Genomic DNA, 20,156 nt, shown 5'->3' with positions numbered 1-20,156 from the left:
CCCCATCAGAACTTCAACCTGCCGTAACTTCACAACAATATCTTCAGGTTTGGGGCGCTTGATAGCCATCTATGGTCCTCCGGTTTCCTAACTATAGGCGTGGACCACTTCAAAGGGGGAGGCTCAAAGCCTCGCAAACCGCTGTCGGGGAGCTCCAAGTTGTTAATGCTGACCTGGATGATGTGAGTGAGCAAATACGTGCAGCGCAAGATGTTTTGCAACGCGTTGAGATCGTGGCGCCTGTGCGTGGGATTGTGGTTCGGATGCGTTATCACACGGCAGGTGGTGTGGTTGAGAGTGGTAAGGATCTAATGGAAATCCTACCTCTTCAGGATGAGCTTATTATTGAAGCATCAATCCAGACCACTGAGATTGACAACGTGAAAGAAGGGCAGAAGGCAATGGTTCGCCTGACGGCTTTGAACCAGCGTATTACACCTATGTTGGATGCCAAGGTTGTTTATGTTTCAGCGGATGCGTTGCGAAGCGAGGATCCGATGAGCGTTTCTGCTGATGTATATAAGGCGCGTGTGAAGTTGGATCGTGAGAAAATTCCTGCATATCTAAACTTCAAAGCAACTCCAGGTATGCCTGCGGAGGTGTACATCACAACGAGAGACAGAACCTTCTTCGATTATCTCATGGAGCCTGTTCGTGACAGCATGTCGAGGGCCTTCAGGGAGCCTTGATACCAGCCGTTCTTAATGGCTTGTTGCGTTAAGATGGTTCAATGATATGGGCTTTGTGCAGTGCTATACTTCTTGGTAGAAAGTTCAATACTGAACTGTCTCGACTAAGAATGGTTCAAAGGAGAATAGTGGGGCGATACCTGCTTTCTTCATGAGACTCACTTTTGTTACTGCACTCTTATTTGTTTAATTGTCAGATGCACTAGCTTAATGTGAGTGTATATAGATCTATATTCACAATTGTTTAGTGCAATTTGAATAAAATTTTTTATTGTGTTCTCAATGTTTCAGTAACTAATTGAGAAGCCCTTTGATTTATCTTCGAAATCCCCGCAAACTGCCGCTTACGTTAGCTTTATTTTGTTGATGAAGGAAACTAAAGCGTCTGTGCACTGGCAGTGGACGACTGATGTATGTCGATAGGTATATAGAACCACAAGTTTGATACTAGGCATTTAATGATAACTATTTGGCATTTCTTAACACTGTCTCCTTAAGCGAAGATAACCATGGGGTGAATTTGTTCAACTGCTGCGGGTGTTTGTTGCCTTCGGCAGTTAGGCTCGTGGTGGTAGCTGCATGACAACAATCGTTATTGTCGATGACAGGGCAATTAATAGAAGCATTTTTGAAAAGCTTGCTCTCGCTGTAGATGCATCTGTCAAAGTACACTGTTTTGCTTCGCCGGTTGATGCTCTCGAATATATGGAGAGCAGCGTCCCCGACTTGATTATTACCGACTACAGCATGCCGGAAATGGATGGTGCAGATCTAACGCAAAAGGTGCGTGCGCTTGAGCATTGCAGCGATGTGCCGATTGTTGTCATCACCGTCTTTACGGATCGCTCATTTAGAATTCGTGCGCTGGAGGCGGGCGCAACTGATTTCCTGCAAAGTCCGGTTGACCACAATGAGTTCGTTAGTCGAGCCAGAAACCTACTTGCTCTGCGAGAAGAGCAAAATGCGGTTAAACGTCATGCTCGCTTTCTTGAACAGGAACTGGTCAACGTAGAGCAGCAGAGCAAGGAAGCTCTCCGAGATTCTCGTGAACAGCTGGCGCAGGTGATCGATAGTGTTCCGGCTATGATCACGACCAGCACACGAGATGGGCTATGTGCGTTCTCGAATGCGGCTTGGGCGCGCTTTTTGGACTCGACCACGGCAGATCTTGTTGGTGAAGATACCTACGGCAAGTTTGATAAGTTTACCCGTGAGAGAAATCGTCGTTTGGACCGTAAGGTTTTCATTACGGGCAGAGCCTTGCCGCCCTATGAAATTGAACAGCGAAACCATGCTGGTGATATTTTTCACTTCATCGTTACAAAAAGCCCTCTGCTGGACGTTGATGGGAACACAACGCATGTTGTGACGACCGCGACCAATATCTCTGATCGCAAACGTGCAGAAGCGCATTTGCTTCATATTGCGCACCATGATGCGTTGACGGGTTTGCCAAACAGAACCATGCTTGGTGAGCGCATTGATGAAGAGATTTTCCAGTGCCGAAACAGCGGTCGTAGCTTTGCGCTGCATTTCATCGATCTGGATCGCTTTAAATCTATCAATGATGCCTTGGGTCATCGTACTGGTGATCGCCTCCTGGAGGTGCTCGCAGAGCGTTTATTGCGCTGTGTAGATGGTTCAGACCTGGTTGCGCGATTGGGTGGTGATGAGTTTGCTATTCTTCAAACGGATTTGAAGAGCTCAGAAGAGGCTTTGAGTTTTGCCCAACATTTGGTGAGCGTGGTTGAAGAGCCGTTCCATATCAGTGGGCGGGAACTTCAGACGAGTGCCAGCGTTGGGATTACCAAATACCCGGAGGATGGCCTTAACAGCGAAGAGTTGCTGCGCTGTGCTGATATGGCCATGTACCAATCCAAGGCTGATGGCGGAAATACGTTCCATCTGTTTTCGACGAAGATGGATCACCATGTCAAAGAAACAGTCGCGTTGGAAGCTGAGCTGCGAAACGCTATTGAACATAACCAGCTGGAACTGTTTTATCAGCCTCAGATTGATTTGCGGACCCAAGAGATTGTTGGCGCTGAAGCTCTACTGAGATGGAACCGACCAGATTATGGTGTGGTTGCTCCCAACGTCTTTTTGGGAACAGCTGAAGAGGTTGGGCTTATTCTGCCAATCGGCGAGTGGGTGATTTTTGCTGCTTGTCAGCAGGCAAAGAAGTGGCTCGACTTAGGGGTGGCAACGCCTCGGATTGCCGTGAACATTTCACCAACACAATTCCGTAAGCAGAACGTGCCACAGCTTTTGAAAGATGCTTTGGTTTCCTGCAGTTTGCCGCCTGATAAACTTGAGATTGAGATCACAGAGAACATCGTTTTGCATGGCTCAGAAGCAACCGTCCGCGACTTGCGCGAAATCCGCGAGATGGGAATTGCGATTTCGATTGATGACTTTGGGACGGGTTATTCCTCCCTCGCATATCTGAGCAGATACTCCGTTGATTGCCTGAAAATTGATCGGTGCTTCACGCGCGATATGATGACGGATCCGAACAACACGGTCATCATTAAGGCTATTGTTGGTTTGGGTAAGAGCCTCGATCTCTCCATCATTGCAGAAGGTGTCGAGACCCGGGAACAGGCTGAATATCTCACAGATGCCGGCTGTGAAATGGCGCAGGGTTATCTGTTTGGCAAGCCTGTACCTGCTGAGGATTTTTTACGTCTCCTGGAAGAGCAAGCGGCGAACTTGCAAGGAAACGGGCAGCAAAGAGCGTTGGCTGGGGCGGAGTTTGAACTATGAACGACAACAGAAAAACGAAGCTGCAGCTGCTCCCGTTGAGCGGATTAAAGGATCTATATAAGCGTATTATTCAGTTGGGTGGCGGTGAAGGCGAGATGTCTCTGAACCGTTTTATGTTCACCTTGCTGATCACGCCTTACCTCGCTTCCAATATCACTTTTGGTTCCCATGAGAATTTCCAGACAAATGTCATCATGACCACGTTTGGGCTTGGCTCCCTGGCACTGCTCGCTCATTTGCTTTACTCGCAGAACATCAGTTCGCTTCGTCGCGTTCTCGCGATTTTTCTAGATGTAGGGGCGGTCTCTGCCGGCCTGTATGTGGGAGGGGAATACCTTTCAATCCTGTTCCCTATCTATCTTTGGGTGATTTTCGGAAACGGTTTCCGGTTTGGGTTGGATTATCTGGCGTTGGCGACAATTGCCTCTGTGAGTGGGTTCGCTGTGGTGTTGACGACCCCATACTGGCAAGGTGAATTCATTCTCGGTCTGGGTTTGCTTGGGTGTCTTGTTGTTGTGCCGCTCTATGCAAGCAAGCTCATCAGATCGATGACCGCAGCACAGCATGCTGCTGAAACCGCTAATAGAGCGAAGACCCAGTTCCTCACCGCTGTCAGCCATGAGTTGCGGACACCATTGAATGCGATCATTGGCATGGGTGATCTGATCCAGGATACGCAGTTGGATGCTGAGCAGCGGGATATGGCGAAGACCATCAAGTATTCCGGTAGCTCGCTCCTTTCCATGATCAACGGCATTCTTGATTTTAGCCGGATTGAAAGTGGTCGAATGATCGTCAGTCGGACGGTCTTTGATATGAACTCGATCCTGCGTGAGGTGACACAGATTGTGCAAGGCCAAGCGCGCGGTAAAGGGTTGATTATTTCGCGCTACGTGGACAGCAACTTACCTCCGCTCCTCGTGGGCGATGCACGTCATATCCGCGAAGTTTTGCTGAATATTGCCGGCAATGCTGTCAAGTTTACCGAAGAAGGCTCCGTTTCCATTCGCGCAGTTTGCAAGGAAGCAGATGGTGGCGAAATTCGATTGCAGCTGGAAGTTAAAGATACCGGTATTGGCATTTCTGAAGATGCTCAGTCGCGCATTTTTGACCGTTTCACGCAGGCTGATGACAGCATCGTGGATCGATTTGGCGGGACAGGTCTTGGTCTTTCCATTGTGCGCGAAGTTGTCCGTGCGATGGGCGGTGAGGTGTTTGTCACCAGCCAGCCGGGGCAGGGCAGCACCTTTATCATTGAGCTGAAGGTTGGCCGTGCTGTTAGTGATGAGACAATTCGGCTTGAAGTGGAAGATGGGGCTGTTGCTATTGTCTCCAAACGCAAGGATCTGCGGGATGTTTGCGCTGCTTCTTTGCGGGATTGTGGCATCGAGCATGAGTGTTTTGAGACAGTTGGCAGTGCCTTCAGTGCTTTGCGTCAGCAAACATCCAGTGATGGCAGCAAGATTGTTCTCTTCGTTGGGGAAGATGTTCTGGCAGCGACGTCGGATAGCCTGCACTATGCGCTCAAATCGACTGGTCACCATCACAACGTCAATCTGATTCCAGTTTACTCAGCTGCATCGGAAAAAGAGTGCGAGGACGTTTTCCAGCCAAGTATTGTTTCTTCGATCAAAGTTCCGGTTTCCACGCAAGCGGTTGCCTGGGCTCTAAGGGCCGCAGGTGCGGAAGATGCGAAATCTGGCATGGAGCTTAAGGAAGAACTGCAGGCTTATTTCAGTCGCTATATTGGGCTGAACATTCTTGTTGCTGAAGACAACAAGACCAACCAGCGTGTTATTGAAAAAATTCTGCAAAAGGGCGGTCATACCTGCAAGCTCGTCAGCAATGGCGAACTGGCCTTAGATGAGTTGGAAGATAACTCTTACGATCTGGCGATCATGGATATTAATATGCCGGTGCTGAACGGTATTGAAACTATCAAGTTGCATCGTATTACGGAACTTGGACAGGATCGCCTTCCGATCATAGCGCTCACAGCAGATGCAAGTCGCGCGGCTGCGCGAAATGCGCAGGAAGCTGGGGCTGATGCATGTGCGACCAAACCTATCGAGCCGCAAAAGCTTCTGACATTGGCTGATGATGTGATTGCAGAAAGTGGTGTTTACGAAAATATCACACGCAAGAAAATTGCTAATAGTCAGGTAACGTCAATTTCCGAGCATCCTCGGTTTTCCTCTGAAGTTTCCTCTGGGATCGATTATGCAAGCCTGTCGCAACTGAGAACACTTGGTGGTCTGGATTTCGTTATTGCTGTGATTGAAGATTATCTGAAAGACACCACACAGCTGCATCGCGATATTAAAGCTGCATTTGATGCTCGGGATGCAGAGCTATTTCGGGCAAGTGCGCATGCGCTTCGTTCTGCTTCAGTCAACCTTGGGGCGACGGAAGTTGCGAAACTGAGTGATGACATGGAGAACTTGCCTGCGCCGCAAATGCCGATCCTGGGTGAAGACATGCTTCGTAAGCTGTCAGGCAAGGTAAAGCGTGATCATGAAAACCTGACCAGGTATCTACAGCAGCTCAAGCAGGAAGGAAGTAATCCTATCAACCGCTTGAGCACACTGGAATTTTCTTAGAGCCAGTACAACTCTAGAAAGCTTGTTTACGTACAGATGGAGCACCGAGACGATCCTGAGCTTTTGTCAGGCGCTCCATTTTTTTCAAGTCCTGGTCGGACAAAGACAGAGCGGCGTCGACCCAAATCTCGACGACGTCAATCAGTTCTTCATAAGCAACGGGCTGAACGGTACGGCCTGCGCGGTAAATGGCAGAGTGAGCGGTGTGTTTGCGTGCGTTCTTGGTGATGTACTGCTGAACCGCAAACGGTGCTTCACCTTCTTCAACAACTTCATGAACAATTCCCATTTCATGAAGTTCTTCAGCTGAGTAGAGGCGTCCACTCATAAGCATTTTTTCTGCAACACGGCCATCGACCATGCGTGACAGGAAGCTGTAAGCTCCCATGCCAGGGAACAAGTTGAACAGAACCTCCGGCAGGCCGAATTTGGCTTGGCGTTCTGCGATGATCACATCGCAAGAGATGGCAGTTTCGAATCCACCACCTAATGCATCACCCTGGATCATGCCGATCGTGACGATTGGCAGGTTTGAAGAGATGGCGTTGCGGTAAACAACGTCAATGCAATCAACGGCATACTGGTGAAGCTTCTCACGGTCTTTTTCGCGGATAAGTTGGATGAACAGGTTAAGATCACCGCCGAGATTGTAAACGCCTGGAATACGAGAGGCGACGACCTTGAAGTTGATCGGGCACGGATCTGCTGGCTGATAAGTCTCAAAAAGACGCTTCATCACGGCCTGTGACTGTGCGAGTTCACTCAGCAACTCAGGTGTAAAGCAAGGACGCCCTTCGCTTTTCATATAAAGCCAGAGAGCTTTTGTTGTTTCGTCGAATTCCAGATCAACCCAATTCAACTGAACAGACGCAAATTGCTGTGCAATTGAAACAGCGGCGACATCCACAACTGGATGCGTGCCAGACTTTAAGGATGGCTTTGTTGTTCCAATTAAGGAAGGAAAGTTGGATCTATGCCCCGTTAGATCAGACATCACAGCCCCTACAAAATTTGCCTATGCGTTACAGTGGTTTTGGCACACCCCAGATCAGTCTATTTTTTGCTTTCGACTGTATTATGTGCAATCAAACATGGTAAATAATATATTAATACCAATATGTATGTCGAGTAAAAAAGTTTTTGCACTGTGTGACTGAAGTAGTTACCCGGCGTCATTGTGACTAAAATTTTAGCTTTATTGTTAACCATGAATATTAACTGCTGGACTCTTAAAGCTTATAGATATGATTACTTAAGAGTTGGAGTGTGGATTCCCAATAGGTAATATGAAACTAAGCTAAAGCTTGTAGTAAACAATTCAGTTATAAGTGGAAATGGATCACGCCTATACAAGCAAAAATAATCATCAGTTTTAGATCTCTCAAATTGTTACTTAAATCAAAGTATAATATTTAAAATATTAGCAATTCATACATTGCGAAAACTAGCCAAAGTGTTCTTGTTGCTTGTTTTGTAGGTTAGGCGGGTGATTTTATCTGATTGAGACAGCGTATTTTATCATGTGATCTTAAACCATAAGATCGTTATATGGACTTTGTGAGAAATCCTAACTCCATATAAAATTCAATAAATACAATAGTTTATGCGTTACTTTTGGGCGAGCTCCGGGAATGCTCCCGTTGAGTATTGCTATCGCGATTTGCAGTTGCAATTTTCGGGTTTAACTCGTCTTCCTAAAGTGTTTTGCCTAAAAAAATGGCACTTATACGCCTGATGAACTTTTATCATCATAAGCATCGATTTTTTTGCACAAAACGTGGAAAACTGCCGAATTGCGCTGATTTTGAGGTGTTAGACAGCAAATCACTTGTCTGGATTAGCTAAAAAAATGGTCGTTTTGAGAGCAACAAAGAACGGACTTGAGCGTCATTGTTGTGATGATTTGAGCTTCTCCTACCAACTTTGCGATGTCGATGAGATATGTGTTTGAGACCGTTTGCGTTCATCGGTCAGAAACGGTGAGCGCTTTTGTAAAAGCTGCGTTGAAATGCGAAAAACACGCTCTCTTTCATCCATTCACGCGTCTTGCTGCATGGTCACATGGAGCGACGTATTTGCTGCAGTATGGACATGGTGGAGCTATGGCACCAATGCTTCGTGTTGAGTGAGATGGATGCTCTTGTCCTGAATGCTTGACTGAGTTTGTGAGAGGAGACGGAGTTGCTGGCGGATCAAGGATTTTGATGGGGGATAGTGAGGGCATAACTGCAACTCTATAGGATGTTAGAAGACGAGGTGCCTCAGGTGGAGGTTTGACCTAATTGTTGGGTATGGCTTCGTTGTTGCTTGCGCTCTACCTTTTGGGGAGTTTGATGGGCTGCCATGAGGGGAGAACTGCAGATGCGTTTGCGCCTGGTACTTGGGGATCAGTTAAGTTTGTCTCTTTCCAGCCTGCGCGATGCAAAGCCGGGTGAAGATGTCATTGTGATGGCGGAGGTGCGCGAGGAAGCGACTTATGTTCGCCATCACAAAAAGAAGATTGCGTTTCTGTTTTCGGTGATGCGCCACTTTGCTGAGGCGTTGAGGTCTCTGGGACATCGCGTTGTTTACGTGAACTACGATAGCGCTGAGAATACCGGTTGTTTGTTTGGGGAAGTCCTTCGATTGAGGGAGGCTGGAACTGTTACCGAACTCATTGTAACGAAGCCCGGTGAATATCGCTTATTGCATGACATGGAGAGCTGGCAGGAGCGACTAGGTTTGCCGGTTGAGCTGCGTGATGATGACCGCTTTCTCTGCTCTGCTGAAGGTTTTCAAAAGTGGGCGTCCGGGCGCAAGAGCTTACGGCTGGAGTACTTTTATCGAGAGATGCGACGTGATCATGCCATCTTGATGGAGGGTGACAAACCTCTGGGCGGACAGTGGAATTATGATCATGACAACCGCAAGAGCGCACCAAAGGAGTTGGATGTTCCAGCTCCTTTTTCTGTAGAGCCAGACGGGATCACAGAGGACGTTCTGGCACTTGTTGCGGAGCAGTTTCCTGAGCACTTTGGTGACTTGCAGCCGTTTTCTCTTGCTGTGACCCGTGAGGATGCGCTTAAGGCGCTGGATCAGTTTGTTGCTGAGCGTCTCGGCAGGTTTGGTGATTATCAGGATGCTATGGTTCAGGGCGAACCCTGGATGTTTCATAGTCACATCAGCTTCTACCTCAATTGTGGATTATTGCTTCCTCTCGAATGTGTTCGTGCGGCGGAGCGGGCGTATTTTGACGGGACTGCACCGTTGAACTCTGTTGAGGGGTTCATCCGCCAGATTGTGGGGTGGCGAGAGTTCATTCGTGGGATCTATTGGCTTTCCATGCCTGACTACGCAGGACTAAATTATTTTGAGGCCTCTCGAAACTTGCCTGAGTTTTACTGGACTGGAGAGACGCAGATGAATTGTCTTCACCAGTGTATTGTGGAGACAAAAGCGAATGCTTACGCGCATCACATTCAGCGGCTCATGGTGATCGGGAATTTCTCGTTGCTTGCCGGGCTTGCTCCCAAACAAGTGAGTGAGTGGTATCTCGCAGTTTACGCGGATGCTTATGAGTGGGTGGAGTTGCCCAATGTGAATGGAATGATCCTGTTTGCGGATGGTGGGCTGTTCGCTTCAAAACCATATGCAGCCAGTGGTGCTTACATCAACAGAATGTCGAACTACTGTGAGCATTGCTCTTATTCTCACGCAACGAAGACGGGTGAGAAAGCCTGTCCCTTCAACTACCTTTATTGGAATTTTCTGGATCAGAATGAAGAGAAGCTCCGAGGCAATCCCAGAGTCTCGATGATCTACCGCAGCTGGGACAAGATGAGTGACAGCAAGAAGAGCGAGATCAGAAGTGATAGCCGCCGTTTTCTTGGGCTGTTGGATGAGACGCAAGCGTGATCTGAAAGTTACCTCGCTGCGTAAGAGCAAACAGAGAGGGCGTTATGGCAGAACATGAGAAGCTTGTTTGGATTATTGGAGCGAGTTCCGGCATTGGAGCAAGCCTTGCCCAGTTGTATGCGCGTTCTGGATGGCAGGTTGTTGTCAGTGCGCGAAATGAGCAGAAGCTTCAGGCTGTTGCTGAGGATGCCAGCAATGTTGACGTGATGCCGCTTGATGTGACCGATGCAGTGCAAGTCTCTGAGGCATTGGAGCGTTTTCAGCAGACTGACAAACTGCCTGACCTCACGGTGTATTGCTCAGGCGTGTACTTTCCCGGCGGCATAGATGTGTTGAGTGAAGAGCATTCTGTGGCTTCCATGGATACGAATTACTTTGGTGCTGTACGTGTGATTGCGGGGCTCTTTCCGTTGCTGAAACAGCAAGGTGCAGGGCATATCGCGATTGTTAGTTCATTAAGCGGGTATTGCGGTCTTCCCAATGCTGCCTGTTATGGGCCAACCAAAGCGGCGCTGATCAACCTGTGTGAGAGTCTGAAGCCTGACTTTGACAAGGCTGGGATTGACCTGTCACTTGTGAATCCGGGCTTCGTAAAGACCCCCATGACTGACAAGAACACCTTTGAGATGCCGTTTCTTCTGGGACCAGAGCAGGCTGCCAATGATATCTATAGGGGACTTGAGAAGCGCAAGTTTGAGATTTACTTTCCATTCCGCCTTGCCGCTATCATGAAGATCCTGCGCTTGTTGCCATACGCTCTCTACTTTCCGGTTACGAGAAGGATGAGTAAACGATGACTGAGAGAGCTGATCTGGAGGCTGCTGCAAGGCAGTATGCGCTTTTCTTTGAAGAAGTTACGCCGGACCGTATTGAAGACGTTCAAGAACTCATCAGTGATGATGTGCACTTCATTGATCCGTTTAATGATGTGAAAGGGCGTACCAACTTCGAAAAGGTCTTTCACAAGATGTATGAGGATGTTCAGGAGCCACGGTTCAAGATTCTTGATCTGGCTTGGTCTGGTGATCTGTGTTTCATGCGTTGGGATTTTACCTGCAAGCAAAAACTGCTTGGCAACTGGAGCGTGCGGGGGGTGACAGAGGTGCACTTTGACAAGGATGCCAAAGTTTGTGCGCACTATGATTATTGGGATGCTTCCCGCCATTTCTATCGCAAGCTGCCGGTTGTTGGTGCGATGATCAGATGGATTGCTTCGCGTGCTGCGATCTAAAGGATTGGTTGGGCCTGTCTGGCCCAACTTCAACTTCGTCAAATTGGTTTTTTGATCTGAAACAGGCCAACATTGATGGTTCCCTCAGCAAAGCCAGCCTCACAATATGCCAGATAGTAATGCCACATCCGCTTGAAGCGGTTGTCGTAGCCCAGCTTGGCGATTTCTGGCCAGCTCTGGAAGAACGACTTTCTCCAACGTATGAGTGTCTGCTCGTAGTCTGCACCGAAGAACTCACGTGTCACGAGTTGCAGTTTTTGTTGCTCAATCTGCCTTGCAAGTTCCTTAGCTGAGGGGAGCAAACCTCCCGGGAAGATGTAGCGCTGAATGAAATCAACGTTCTTGCGGTAACTATGGAACTTTTCGTCAGAGATGAGAATTGCCTGAATGACAGCAGTGCCCCCCGGTTTCAGGCGAGACTTGAGCTTTTCAAAATAACCGGCCCAGTTCTCTTCACCCACCGCTTCGATCATCTCGATTGAGACTATGGCGTCGTACTGGCCTTGCGTTTCGCGATAGTCGCGCAGTTCGAAGGATGCACTTCCGTCAGTTTCTTGGGATTGAAGGCGGGATTGGGCAAATCTGAGCTGCTCCTGTGAGAGTGTGATGCCGTGCACATCACGTCCGGCAGTGCAGGCATGTTCAGCAAAGCCACCCCAACCGCAGCCAATCTCCAGAATTTGTTGGTCTGGTTGTGTATCGGTCATCTGCAAGACACGATCGTACTTTCTACGCTGGGCGTCTTCGAGTGTTTCGTGCTGTTTTAGCTTGTAAGCAGATGAGTAGGTCATCGTCTCATCGAGCCAGTGGCTGTAAAAGTCATTTCCAAGATCGTAGTGGAACGCGATGTTGCGCTTGCTGCCGTTCAATGTATTTGCATTTGCCAAATGGCGCAAGCGGGCGAAAGCGCGTGAGAGGATGCCGCGTTTTGTGACGGACTGCATGATCTGTTTGTTGGCCACCAGCAAATCGAACAGGGACCTCAGGTCACTGCATTGCCAATCTTCTTCCAGATATCCTTCGGCCAGTGCGAGTGAGTTACCGGAAAGAAGCCTCCATAAAAGGCGAGTGTTTAAAATCTTTACGGTTACGACCGGACCTTTCCCGGACGGGTTGCCATAGGAAAGCATTTGATCATTGGGAAGGATGATCCACAAATGACCTTCTGAGAGACGGTGGAGCACACGGTCCAGCAATGTCTTCCAGAGTTTTGAGGAGAGGTTAAGCTCCGTCGTTTTTGCGTGGGTTAGTGGACTGAGGGAGGAGTGATCTCTGAGTGTCATGGTTGTCTCCCTGAGTGAATTTTTGTCTTTTTGAGTGCCGGAGCTTGCTTGTGCATACCCGTTACGATGGATGCAGGCGGTGATGGTCGCTTGTAAAAGCGGGCACCTTTGATCCAGAGCTTTAGAGCTTCAAAATGAATGAGGCCGAGGATTTTTGCCGAATTTTGGAAGTATTGCAGGCCAATCTTCAGAAGGCGCGTGGTTGTTGCTGCCTTTTGCTTTCCCTGAAAACTAGCGGTTAATACAGGCGCGCTGTTCTGTGTCAGTCGTATGATGAGTGACACATGATCTGTTGGAGGACGCGCAACAAAATGATAGTGGCCGGAGACTTCCAGAAACGGTGACACATGGAAGTTTTTTGGGCATGAGTGGCGGTAGGCCTGTTCAATGCCTTGATGTTCAGATGGCGCTATTTCAACGGCGTAATGGTGCATGTCACCAAAGGTGTTTCGAACCTGATAAAGAATGGCTTCCAATCTGCTCTTCGAATAGCAGTAGAACACACTGATTGGATTGAAGGCTCTTCCTAAAAATCTAGGGTAGGCGAGGAGTCGCATTTGTTCGGGAATGGCGGTTATGTGCGCTTGTTTCAACACAGCCTCTACATAATCGCGTAGGGATGAATGACCTTCTTCCATGTGGTCTGATGGATGGAAGCTGAATAGGTTGAACCGGTCGACGGACAGCAAGTGCGATATCTGGTTCACGTCTTGCAATCGGTCGATGTCGATTGAAAAGGAAACGGCTTTATAGCTGAGCTTGTGTTTGATCTGATCATGACGGCAGTGCACCACATCGCCCAGGTAGATCCTGAGCGGTGCATTTGAGGCTTCCTGCTGTCGTCCTGTCAGGATCATTCCGCAGCCTCCTGATAACTTCCGTAGGGCCAGTCTTCAGGCAGGCCAATGCGTCCGTTGGGATTATCGCATGTCCATGGTCGCTGGACGTCACCAAGTGCTTCGGCCACGGCCAAACCAGACTGCAATCCGTCCTCATGGAAGCCATAACCCAAGTAAGCCCCGCAGAACCAAGTCCGCCTTTCTCCCTGAATTTGCCAAAGCTGCCTTTGAGCGGATAATGCAGTTTGATCAAAAACCGGGTGGGAATATTGGAAGGTTCGCAGTACGGAACCTTCAGCAGGCTGATGGCTTGGGTTGAGGGTGACAAACACATCCTCAGAGGTGTTCAGTCTTTGAAGGGCATTCATCCAATACGTCACGCACAGAGCATTGTTTCCCATCTGATTGCCAATGAAGTTCCATGCGGACCAGGTTGTTTTGAGTTTCGGCATGAGAGAAATGTCGCGATGCAGAATGGCGATGTTTCGCTGATACCGGATTGATCCGAGGATCTGACGTTCAGCGCGAGAGGCATTGCCTTCCGCATTGAGCAGTGCAAGTGCTTGATCAGAGTGACAGGCAAACACGACATGATCGTAGGAGGTTGCGTGACCGTTTCTCGAGTAAACCTTGATTGATCCGGGTTTGCGCTGGATATCTGAAATACCGGCATTCAAAATGACTTTGCCGGAAATCTCTGAGCCGAATTTTTGAACGTAGTTGCGCGACCCGCCTGAAACGGTGCGCCATTGTGGTCTGTCACGCACTTGTAAGAGTCCATGATTGTTGCAAAAGCCGATGAACGCGCGGAATGGAAACTGCAGAAGCTGCTGTGGGGGCATGGACCAGATGGCTGCTCCCATGGGAAGCAGATGCTCATTGATGAAAGTGGCTGAATAGTTGTTTTGGCTGAGATAGCTGCCCAGTGATGTTGACTGGAGTTTTGGATCACCAGCGTCTTGAGGTGCTTCTTTGTAAAAGCGGAGCGTCTGCGAAATCATGCGCAGGAAGCTGGGGCGGAAGAGGTTAGATTTCTGGGCGAACAGGCCTTTCAAACCTGAGCCAGAATACTCTCGTGATCCTTGTTCCAAAGAAACTGCGAAGGACATTTCGGTTGGGTCTGTCTGAACATCCAAATGATTGAAAAGTGCAGTCAGATTGGGATAGGTTTTCTCGTTGTAGACGATGAAGCCGGTATCGACGGCGACGTCTTCGCCGGCAATTTTCACATTCTGTGTGTTGGCATGCCCGCCAAGGCGATCGTCCTTTTCATAGACATCTACATTGTGGCTTTTCGAGAGAAGCCAAGCTGCGGAAAGGCCGGCAATTCCACTCCCAATGACTGCGATTTTCATAGCTCACATCCAATCTAAAGTTTCTCTTTTTAGGAGCGTTGATTGGAAATGGATCACCTTAGGCAGGAAAAAATGATCCAATTGACAAACTGTTTGGTAAAAAGACTATGTGAGACAATTTGGCGGTTTGCAGAGCGATGATTACGATGCAGCTTCAAAACAATGATGGTGAGAGCGAGAACAGCCTGACCTCCGCAGATTTAAGCGCTTTGCTTTTATCTCTCGGTCAAGAGCGTTCGCGGGAGATCTTCCGACAGCTCTTCGAGTTTTTCGCTCCGCGTCTTAAGACTTACTTTCTGAAAGGTGGAGCAACCTCGGAGCTTTCGGAGGAGCTGGTTCAGGAAACTTTTGTCATCGTTTGGCGAAAGGCAGAGATGTTTGACAGTCGTAAGGCTTCCGCATCGACCTGGATTTACACGATTGCCCGTAACCTTCGGATTGATCGTTTTCGTAAAGAGCGGCGGTATCTTTACAAAGATGATCAGTTTTTTGCCAATGAGTTGGTTGGAGAAGAGACCCAGATTGATGACCATCACCAATCACAGCTCAGCGAACGGGTGAAGAAAGCTCTTCCCCTTTTGCCGGCGGAGCAATCGGCCATTATCAAATTGGCGTTTTATGAAGACGCCAGCCACTCAAAAATTGCTCAGTACTTGGAATTGCCGCTGGGAACTGTCAAATCTCGGATGAGGCTGGCTCTGGCGCGTTTACGGAAACTTTTGGAAGGGGTGGACCTATGATCAACCATCACCTCAGCGATGAAATTGTATGGGCCTATGCGACTGGCTCTTTGCCGGCAGGGCATGCGTTGCTTGTCTCCTGTCATCTGGAGCTTTGCCAAGGGTGTAAGGCCCGCGTAGCTGAAGCGGAAGCTCTTGCAGGTGCTATGCTTCAAACGGGCGAGCAACAAAAACCTTCTGACGACATGTTCGATCTTCTGATGGCCCGAGTTGAAAATGAACCAACACTTTCGATGGGTGCCTATCTGGCTGAACCCAAGCCTGAGAAAGGCGTGCCATCGGCGCTGTGGGATGTGCTGGGGCATGGATACAGCGGCATCAAATGGAAGATGGTTGGTCCGGGGATCCGACAGTTCATTTTGCCGATTAAGTCGAGCGAAGGTGAAAGTGCACGTTTGTTGAAACTGTCTCCGGGGTTTGTCACGCCTGAGCATTCGCACCACGGATCAGAAATGACACTGGTGCTGCAAGGGTCGTTCAGTGATGAGACCGGACGCTATAAGATCGGCGATGTCCAGGAAGCAGACGAGCATGTGCATCATCAGCCAATTGCAGATACAGAAGAAGACTGCATCTGCCTTGCTGTGACCGACGCTCCACTCGACTTCAAAGGCTTCTTTCCCAAGCTTTTGCAGCCACTCTTCGGGATCTGATCTGATGTTGTGGCTGTAGCTGCTTGGAAGACAGTTGATGATTTACGTTAGTTGAAGATGACAACATATGATTGATCGCAAGTTATTTGAAAACAAAAAAGACACCTTGCGGTGCCTTGTCGTCTCAATCTTCGTTTGAAGAGAGATGATAGCGAGGGAGGGACTTGCCCCCCGACACGCGGATTATGATTCCTATGGAAAGTACCTTTCTCAAGAGCTTTGTTGTGACCTTCGAAATGAATAGTCGGAGTGGTCATTGTTGGCCGGAAAAAGGAGAAAATTTGAGATTTGTAAAGACGGAGACAGAGCTCAAAGACCACAAATGTATCTGGAAAAACTGAGATTAGATAGAAGTTTGCAATTCAGATATGGCTGGATAGGAAGAACAAATGAAATATGTATCTTCACAAGATGACGAAGTGGACAGGTCAAGAATAACCCGTCTTTTGTGCTTCATGTTTCCGCTTTATCCAAGCTGTTTGTCATGTGTGTTGAGCTGAACGTGAAGATTATTTCAGTTTCGGCAACATACTAAAAGTGTGGGATACATAAGCAGCATCCCACACGATTTTTAAAGATGAATTTGGTGTTGCTTAGAATTTCGCTGCAAATGAAGCTCGTACACCATGGTCTCGCACATCTTCTGCAAATCGGCCATCATAATTGACACTCAAGATTGCGTTTTCTGTCAACTGCAGTTGAAGCCCTGCATCAACGATGGCTGTGTCGCGACCGAAGGATGCGCCTGTTATTGTGAAGCTTTCGCCTCCAAGTTTATTAGTTGAGGTAGCAACATTGTCACCGTAGACATGCTGCCATGCTGCGGAGCCTGTAAAGGAGCCTCTCATGGAAGCAACAGCAAACGTTCTCTCAATTCTCAAGCCAAGGTTGCTGATTGCAGTGTTGGTTGAAGATGAGTCGACAGAGAGTGCTGCATCGCCACCTTTTTCTTCAAAACCCTCAGTATGCTGTTTGATGTAGGCCAGACCTGCAATTGGTGTGAGGTTTACCAGACTAGTCTCAACACGGTAACCAGCTTCGGTGAACAGCTGGAAGGTATTGCTATTGTAATCCGCTGTCAGGTCCTCAGAGAAGGTAGCTGTACGGTCGATGTCAATCTGGTTCAACGAATAGGAAATGCCGGACTTAAGCAATGTTGCGCCGAAGTTTGCAACGCCATATGCACCCAGATGGTAGGAACCGATTGATGCAGAAGACTGGTGCTCGTCAACATCGATAGAACTGTTACCGTATCCAGCGGTAAAGCCAGCACTCAATGTTTCATTTATTGGAGCGTCAATACCCATCAGGAAACCACCGACGCGACGGTCAACAGATGCTGTGTTTTTATCTCCGTCCCAGTTGCCCCAAGCACCGTAAGCTTCGCCCCAGACTTGCGGAGCACCTTGGATGGTACGGGCCAGTGCTGCTTCGCGAACAAAGCGACTGTCTTCGATTAATACACCGTTTACAGAGGCATGTATCTCACCAGAGAGGGCGTCCAGAGCAGTTGATACATCGCGCGTATTCGTCAGGTTCATGAAACCAGTAAAAACACTGCCAGATGTGAGAGTTTTTAGTGCGCCTGCAGTGGCTTTCTGGTTCTCAGTCTCTACCAAGCTTGCGATTGCATTGGCGTTACGGGTGAGTGTCAAGAATGCATTGTTTGCGTCATAACTTAACGCAGAATCCAAGAACAGGAAGCTATCGGAGATATTGCTGAACTCTCCTGTCAAGCCACCATCAGCAGTAATGATCGTATAAGTCGTTGCTGGATTGTAAGAGAAGCCGTTGTCTGCCCCATTTTCTGGAGTGACATTTACGGAGGCTCCATCAATAATATCAACGGTGCCTGAGCCAAGTGTATTTGACGCAATTGTCAGATCGCTATCACCATCTCTATGTACTTCCACGTTGTAGGCACTGTCTGCATTAAAGACCAAGTCACTCACTGTGAGTGTGCCGATAGAGTTACCTGGAGCGAGCGTACCACCGCTATTTACCGTAACAGAGACAGCCGTACCTACGCCGCCGAGTGTGCCTCTATCTCCAACAACGATGTCACCAGCTTTTTTATTAACGGAAAGAGTGCCACCACCGCTAACGGTAATCTCCCCGATGTTGCTGTAATCACCAGCAAGATTCGTATTACCAGAGATAAAGGCAAGATCGACATTACCTGTTAATGAGGTGCCGAACTCATAGGCTTCATCGGTGTGATTGAAGACCAATAAACCTTCGCCAGCACCAAAATTGATTTCAGCGGCTTCCAAGTAGCCAGCAGCAGCGGCTTCCGCGTCTGCGGCTGCGCCAATATTAAGGGTACCAAAGGAGCCTTGTTGAACAGCTAAGCGAACAGTTGCTTCACCGTCGCCTACTGAAAGAACGCCGTTGTCGCTAATTGTGACTGAGCCTGTTCCAGCCCACCCAATCTCCAAGCCATCATGAACGTCCAAGCGTGAGCCTTCACCTGTTATTTGAATATCGCCGTTGGATTCTTGGTTATAGCCAACATACATGTCCTCGCTCGCTACTGAGCCGCTATCTGAGATAACCAAGGAGCCTTCGCCATTGGAGCCTACGTCAATAAAGCCAGTATTGGACCACGAGGAGCCCTTGCCAGTGATGATAACAGAACCTGTACCTACGGTGGAGTTATTGTCATAATCCCCTCCGATTAGGCCCTCATAAGTCGAAAAGGCCGCCCCATTTTCAACGGTGAGTGAACCAGAGCCATTCAGACCTACATATAGGTTTTCTGACACATCTAACTTAGAGCTCGCGCCGGAAATTGCAGCACTTCCAGTTGATGTCGCATGTTCACCTATTATAAGCTGCTGCGTCTCTACATAGCCGCCATCTTCAACGATTAATGAGCCATTGCCTTCGCGCCCCACCCATATTCCTTCAGGCAAGCCAGCCAGGTCGTCATTACGCTGTAACAGATCGGATTCAGCTACAATCCATTGAGACCCTGCGCCAGAGACTGATACCCTGCCATCAGCGCCTTCCATTTCACCAATCCGAGCGTGATAGCCAAAGACCGATGCACCGTCAGATATCTTTAGCTCACCTTGGCCTGCTTCACCGCCAACGGCCAGAAAGGTTGAATCTAGTTGAGAGCCTTCTCTGGTGACGGAGACGGTGCCAGTGGAGCCATCATACTGACCGATAATCAGTTGAGGAGTGTTAACGTGACCGCCATTTTCAATGGATAGCGAGCCTTCCCCTTTCCTTCCAACATAAAGAAGCTTAAATAGGTCATATTGTGCGGCTTCTTCCTCAGACAGAAGTCCCACTGGATCTCCGATGACCCAAATAGAGTCGTCAGAGACGACGGCGGAACCAACCGACTTTTCCGCTGCGCCAATGATGCCTGTATAGCTATATGCCAGAGCACCATTGGAGATGGTCAGCGTTCCAGTCCCACCTTCAGCTCCAACTGCAATACCACCTGACATGAGTTGTGATGTGACACCATCGGCATCGTTGGTTCCATCAATAACTACAGATCCGGAACTGCCAGCCTGATCACCAATCAATGTTAGAAATGACAGGACTGATCCACCTTCTGAGATTGTTAAGGTGTTACCATTGGAAGAACTTACGATAATGAGGTCTGATGAGAGTGGGTTTTCTAATGTGCCACCAGTTGAGCCACTAACGGTTTGATCGGTGTCTATTAGTTCTTCAGCATGTGCTACCGGAACAGAGGCGGCCGAAAGACTGAGCAAGGCGCTCACAAGTGCAGTTTTAGAAAGGAGGGAGAGATGCAGATTTTTGCTCTTTCCCAATTTGGTGAATTGCTGGAAATACATACTAAGAATCCAAAAAATGATAACAATCTTTGGTTGTTTTAGTTAATGGTATTTTAGCGATCAAGAGAAAAGTATTTATAAAAATATATATTTAGAAGACTGCCTCATTGCTCGTGTTTCTCTGCGGGTCGTCTGTCAAAAGTGGAAACACCGTCAGCTCTATATTACTTATACAGTCGGCTTTTTTGTTTCTACGGCTAGCCGTATGCCGAATTGTGCTTTCTTAGAGTAGTAACCGCGGAAATGCTAATCAGGCTACCTTGGATTTTGTATTTGCATTTGGGAAAA

At 48.4% G+C, this 20,156-nt stretch carries 13 protein-coding genes; 8 read left to right on the top strand and 5 right to left on the bottom strand.

Going from position 1 to position 20,156, the window contains the following annotated elements; all coding sequences use genetic code 11:
• Positions 1–71 precede the first annotated feature (71 nt).
• From PsAD37_RS24820 to PsAD37_RS24810, 3 genes are all read left to right on the top strand, one after another.
• Complete coding sequence (locus tag PsAD37_RS24820) at positions 72–689, top strand: HlyD family efflux transporter periplasmic adaptor subunit (protein WP_275078349.1); 618 nt, start codon at positions 72–74, stop codon at positions 687–689.
• Between the two features lie 579 nt (positions 690–1,268).
• Complete coding sequence (locus PsAD37_RS24815) at positions 1,269–3,455, top strand: EAL domain-containing protein (RefSeq protein ID WP_063298369.1); 2,187 nt, start codon at positions 1,269–1,271, stop codon at positions 3,453–3,455.
• Entirely contained in the window at positions 3,452–6,055 is a 2,604-nt protein-coding gene (locus PsAD37_RS24810) for a hybrid sensor histidine kinase/response regulator (protein ID WP_063298368.1), read from the top strand. Before PsAD37_RS24815 ends, PsAD37_RS24810 begins: the two co-directional genes overlap by 4 nt.
• A gap of 13 nt (positions 6,056–6,068) precedes the next feature.
• On the opposite strand, the gene PsAD37_RS24805 is transcribed toward PsAD37_RS24810, so the two are convergent.
• Complete coding sequence (locus PsAD37_RS24805) at positions 6,069–7,049, bottom strand: crotonase/enoyl-CoA hydratase family protein (protein ID WP_063298367.1); 981 nt, start codon at positions 7,047–7,049, stop codon at positions 6,069–6,071.
• Between the two features lie 1,367 nt (positions 7,050–8,416).
• On the opposite strand from PsAD37_RS24805, the gene PsAD37_RS24800 reads away from it, so the two are divergent.
• From PsAD37_RS24800 to PsAD37_RS24790, 3 genes are read left to right on the top strand one after another with little or no spacing between them, the layout of a single operon-like run.
• Entirely contained in the window at positions 8,417–9,949 is a 1,533-nt protein-coding gene (locus PsAD37_RS24800; RefSeq protein ID WP_063298366.1) for a cryptochrome/photolyase family protein, read from the top strand.
• Between the two features lie 44 nt (positions 9,950–9,993).
• Positions 9,994–10,746, top strand: coding sequence for an SDR family oxidoreductase (locus PsAD37_RS24795; RefSeq protein ID WP_063298365.1), 753 nt, complete (start codon positions 9,994–9,996; stop codon positions 10,744–10,746).
• A complete protein-coding gene (locus PsAD37_RS24790; RefSeq protein ID WP_063298364.1) occupies positions 10,743–11,180 on the top strand; it encodes a nuclear transport factor 2 family protein in 438 nt (145 codons plus the stop codon). Before PsAD37_RS24795 ends, PsAD37_RS24790 begins: the two co-directional genes overlap by 4 nt.
• 38 nt (positions 11,181–11,218) lie before the next feature.
• On the opposite strand, the gene PsAD37_RS24785 is transcribed toward PsAD37_RS24790, so the two are convergent.
• From PsAD37_RS24785 to PsAD37_RS24775, 3 genes are read right to left on the bottom strand one after another with little or no spacing between them, the layout of a single operon-like run.
• Positions 11,219–12,463 carry a cyclopropane-fatty-acyl-phospholipid synthase family protein gene (locus tag PsAD37_RS24785; protein ID WP_063298363.1) on the bottom strand — a complete coding sequence of 415 codons (1,245 nt, stop codon included), beginning with the start codon at positions 12,461–12,463 and terminating at the stop codon, positions 11,219–11,221.
• A complete protein-coding gene (locus tag PsAD37_RS24780) occupies positions 12,460–13,320 on the bottom strand; it encodes a DUF1365 domain-containing protein (protein WP_063298362.1) in 861 nt (286 codons plus the stop codon). Before PsAD37_RS24780 ends, PsAD37_RS24785 begins: the two co-directional genes overlap by 4 nt.
• Positions 13,317–14,657, bottom strand: coding sequence for an NAD(P)/FAD-dependent oxidoreductase (locus PsAD37_RS24775; protein WP_063298361.1), 1,341 nt, complete (start codon positions 14,655–14,657; stop codon positions 13,317–13,319). The genes PsAD37_RS24780 and PsAD37_RS24775 overlap by 4 nt, the downstream gene beginning before the upstream one ends.
• A 146-nt stretch (positions 14,658–14,803) precedes the next feature.
• Between PsAD37_RS24775 and PsAD37_RS24770 the strand changes: the two genes are divergently transcribed.
• The gene (locus PsAD37_RS24770) at positions 14,804–15,397 is read left to right on the top strand and encodes a sigma-70 family RNA polymerase sigma factor (RefSeq protein WP_063298360.1); all 594 of its coding nucleotides are present in this window, start codon (positions 14,804–14,806) and stop codon (positions 15,395–15,397) included.
• Entirely contained in the window at positions 15,394–16,050 is a 657-nt protein-coding gene (locus PsAD37_RS24765; RefSeq protein WP_063298359.1) for a ChrR family anti-sigma-E factor, read from the top strand. The genes PsAD37_RS24770 and PsAD37_RS24765 overlap by 4 nt, the downstream gene beginning before the upstream one ends.
• Positions 16,051–16,643: 593 nt before the next feature.
• Here PsAD37_RS24765 and PsAD37_RS24760 read toward each other — a convergent pair.
• Entirely contained in the window at positions 16,644–19,784 is a 3,141-nt protein-coding gene (locus tag PsAD37_RS24760; RefSeq protein WP_193778333.1) for an autotransporter domain-containing protein, read from the bottom strand.
• Positions 19,785–20,156 lie beyond the last annotated feature (372 nt).

The organism is Pseudovibrio sp. Ad37, from assembly GCF_001623075.1.
Lineage (GTDB): Bacteria > Pseudomonadota > Alphaproteobacteria > Rhizobiales > Stappiaceae > Pseudovibrio.
The sequence above is the reverse complement of the archived record's forward strand: the minus strand, read 5'-3'. Positions and strand labels throughout refer to the sequence as shown.

Bases quoted from the DNA above. Each gene is read 5' to 3' on its own strand.
- PsAD37_RS24800 (WP_063298366.1), top strand. From the start codon at position 8,417: ATGCGTTTGCGCCTGGTACTTGGGGATCAGTTAAGTTTGTCTCTTTCC.
- PsAD37_RS24795 (WP_063298365.1), top strand. From the start codon at position 9,994: ATGGCAGAACATGAGAAGCTTGTTTGGATTATTGGAGCGAGTTCCGGC.
- PsAD37_RS24785 (WP_063298363.1), bottom strand. From the start codon at position 12,463: ATGACACTCAGAGATCACTCCTCCCTCAGTCCACTAACCCACGCAAAA.
- PsAD37_RS24810 (WP_063298368.1), top strand. From the start codon at position 3,452: ATGAACGACAACAGAAAAACGAAGCTGCAGCTGCTCCCGTTGAGCGGA.
- PsAD37_RS24805 (WP_063298367.1), bottom strand. From the start codon at position 7,049: ATGTCTGATCTAACGGGGCATAGATCCAACTTTCCTTCCTTAATTGGA.
- PsAD37_RS24765 (WP_063298359.1), top strand. From the start codon at position 15,394: ATGATCAACCATCACCTCAGCGATGAAATTGTATGGGCCTATGCGACT.
- PsAD37_RS24770 (WP_063298360.1), top strand. From the start codon at position 14,804: ATGCAGCTTCAAAACAATGATGGTGAGAGCGAGAACAGCCTGACCTCC.
- PsAD37_RS24820 (WP_275078349.1), top strand. From the start codon at position 72: ATGGTCCTCCGGTTTCCTAACTATAGGCGTGGACCACTTCAAAGGGGG.
- PsAD37_RS24815 (WP_063298369.1), top strand. From the start codon at position 1,269: ATGACAACAATCGTTATTGTCGATGACAGGGCAATTAATAGAAGCATT.
- PsAD37_RS24775 (WP_063298361.1), bottom strand. From the start codon at position 14,657: ATGAAAATCGCAGTCATTGGGAGTGGAATTGCCGGCCTTTCCGCAGCT.
- PsAD37_RS24780 (WP_063298362.1), bottom strand. From the start codon at position 13,320: ATGATCCTGACAGGACGACAGCAGGAAGCCTCAAATGCACCGCTCAGG.
- PsAD37_RS24790 (WP_063298364.1), top strand. From the start codon at position 10,743: ATGACTGAGAGAGCTGATCTGGAGGCTGCTGCAAGGCAGTATGCGCTT.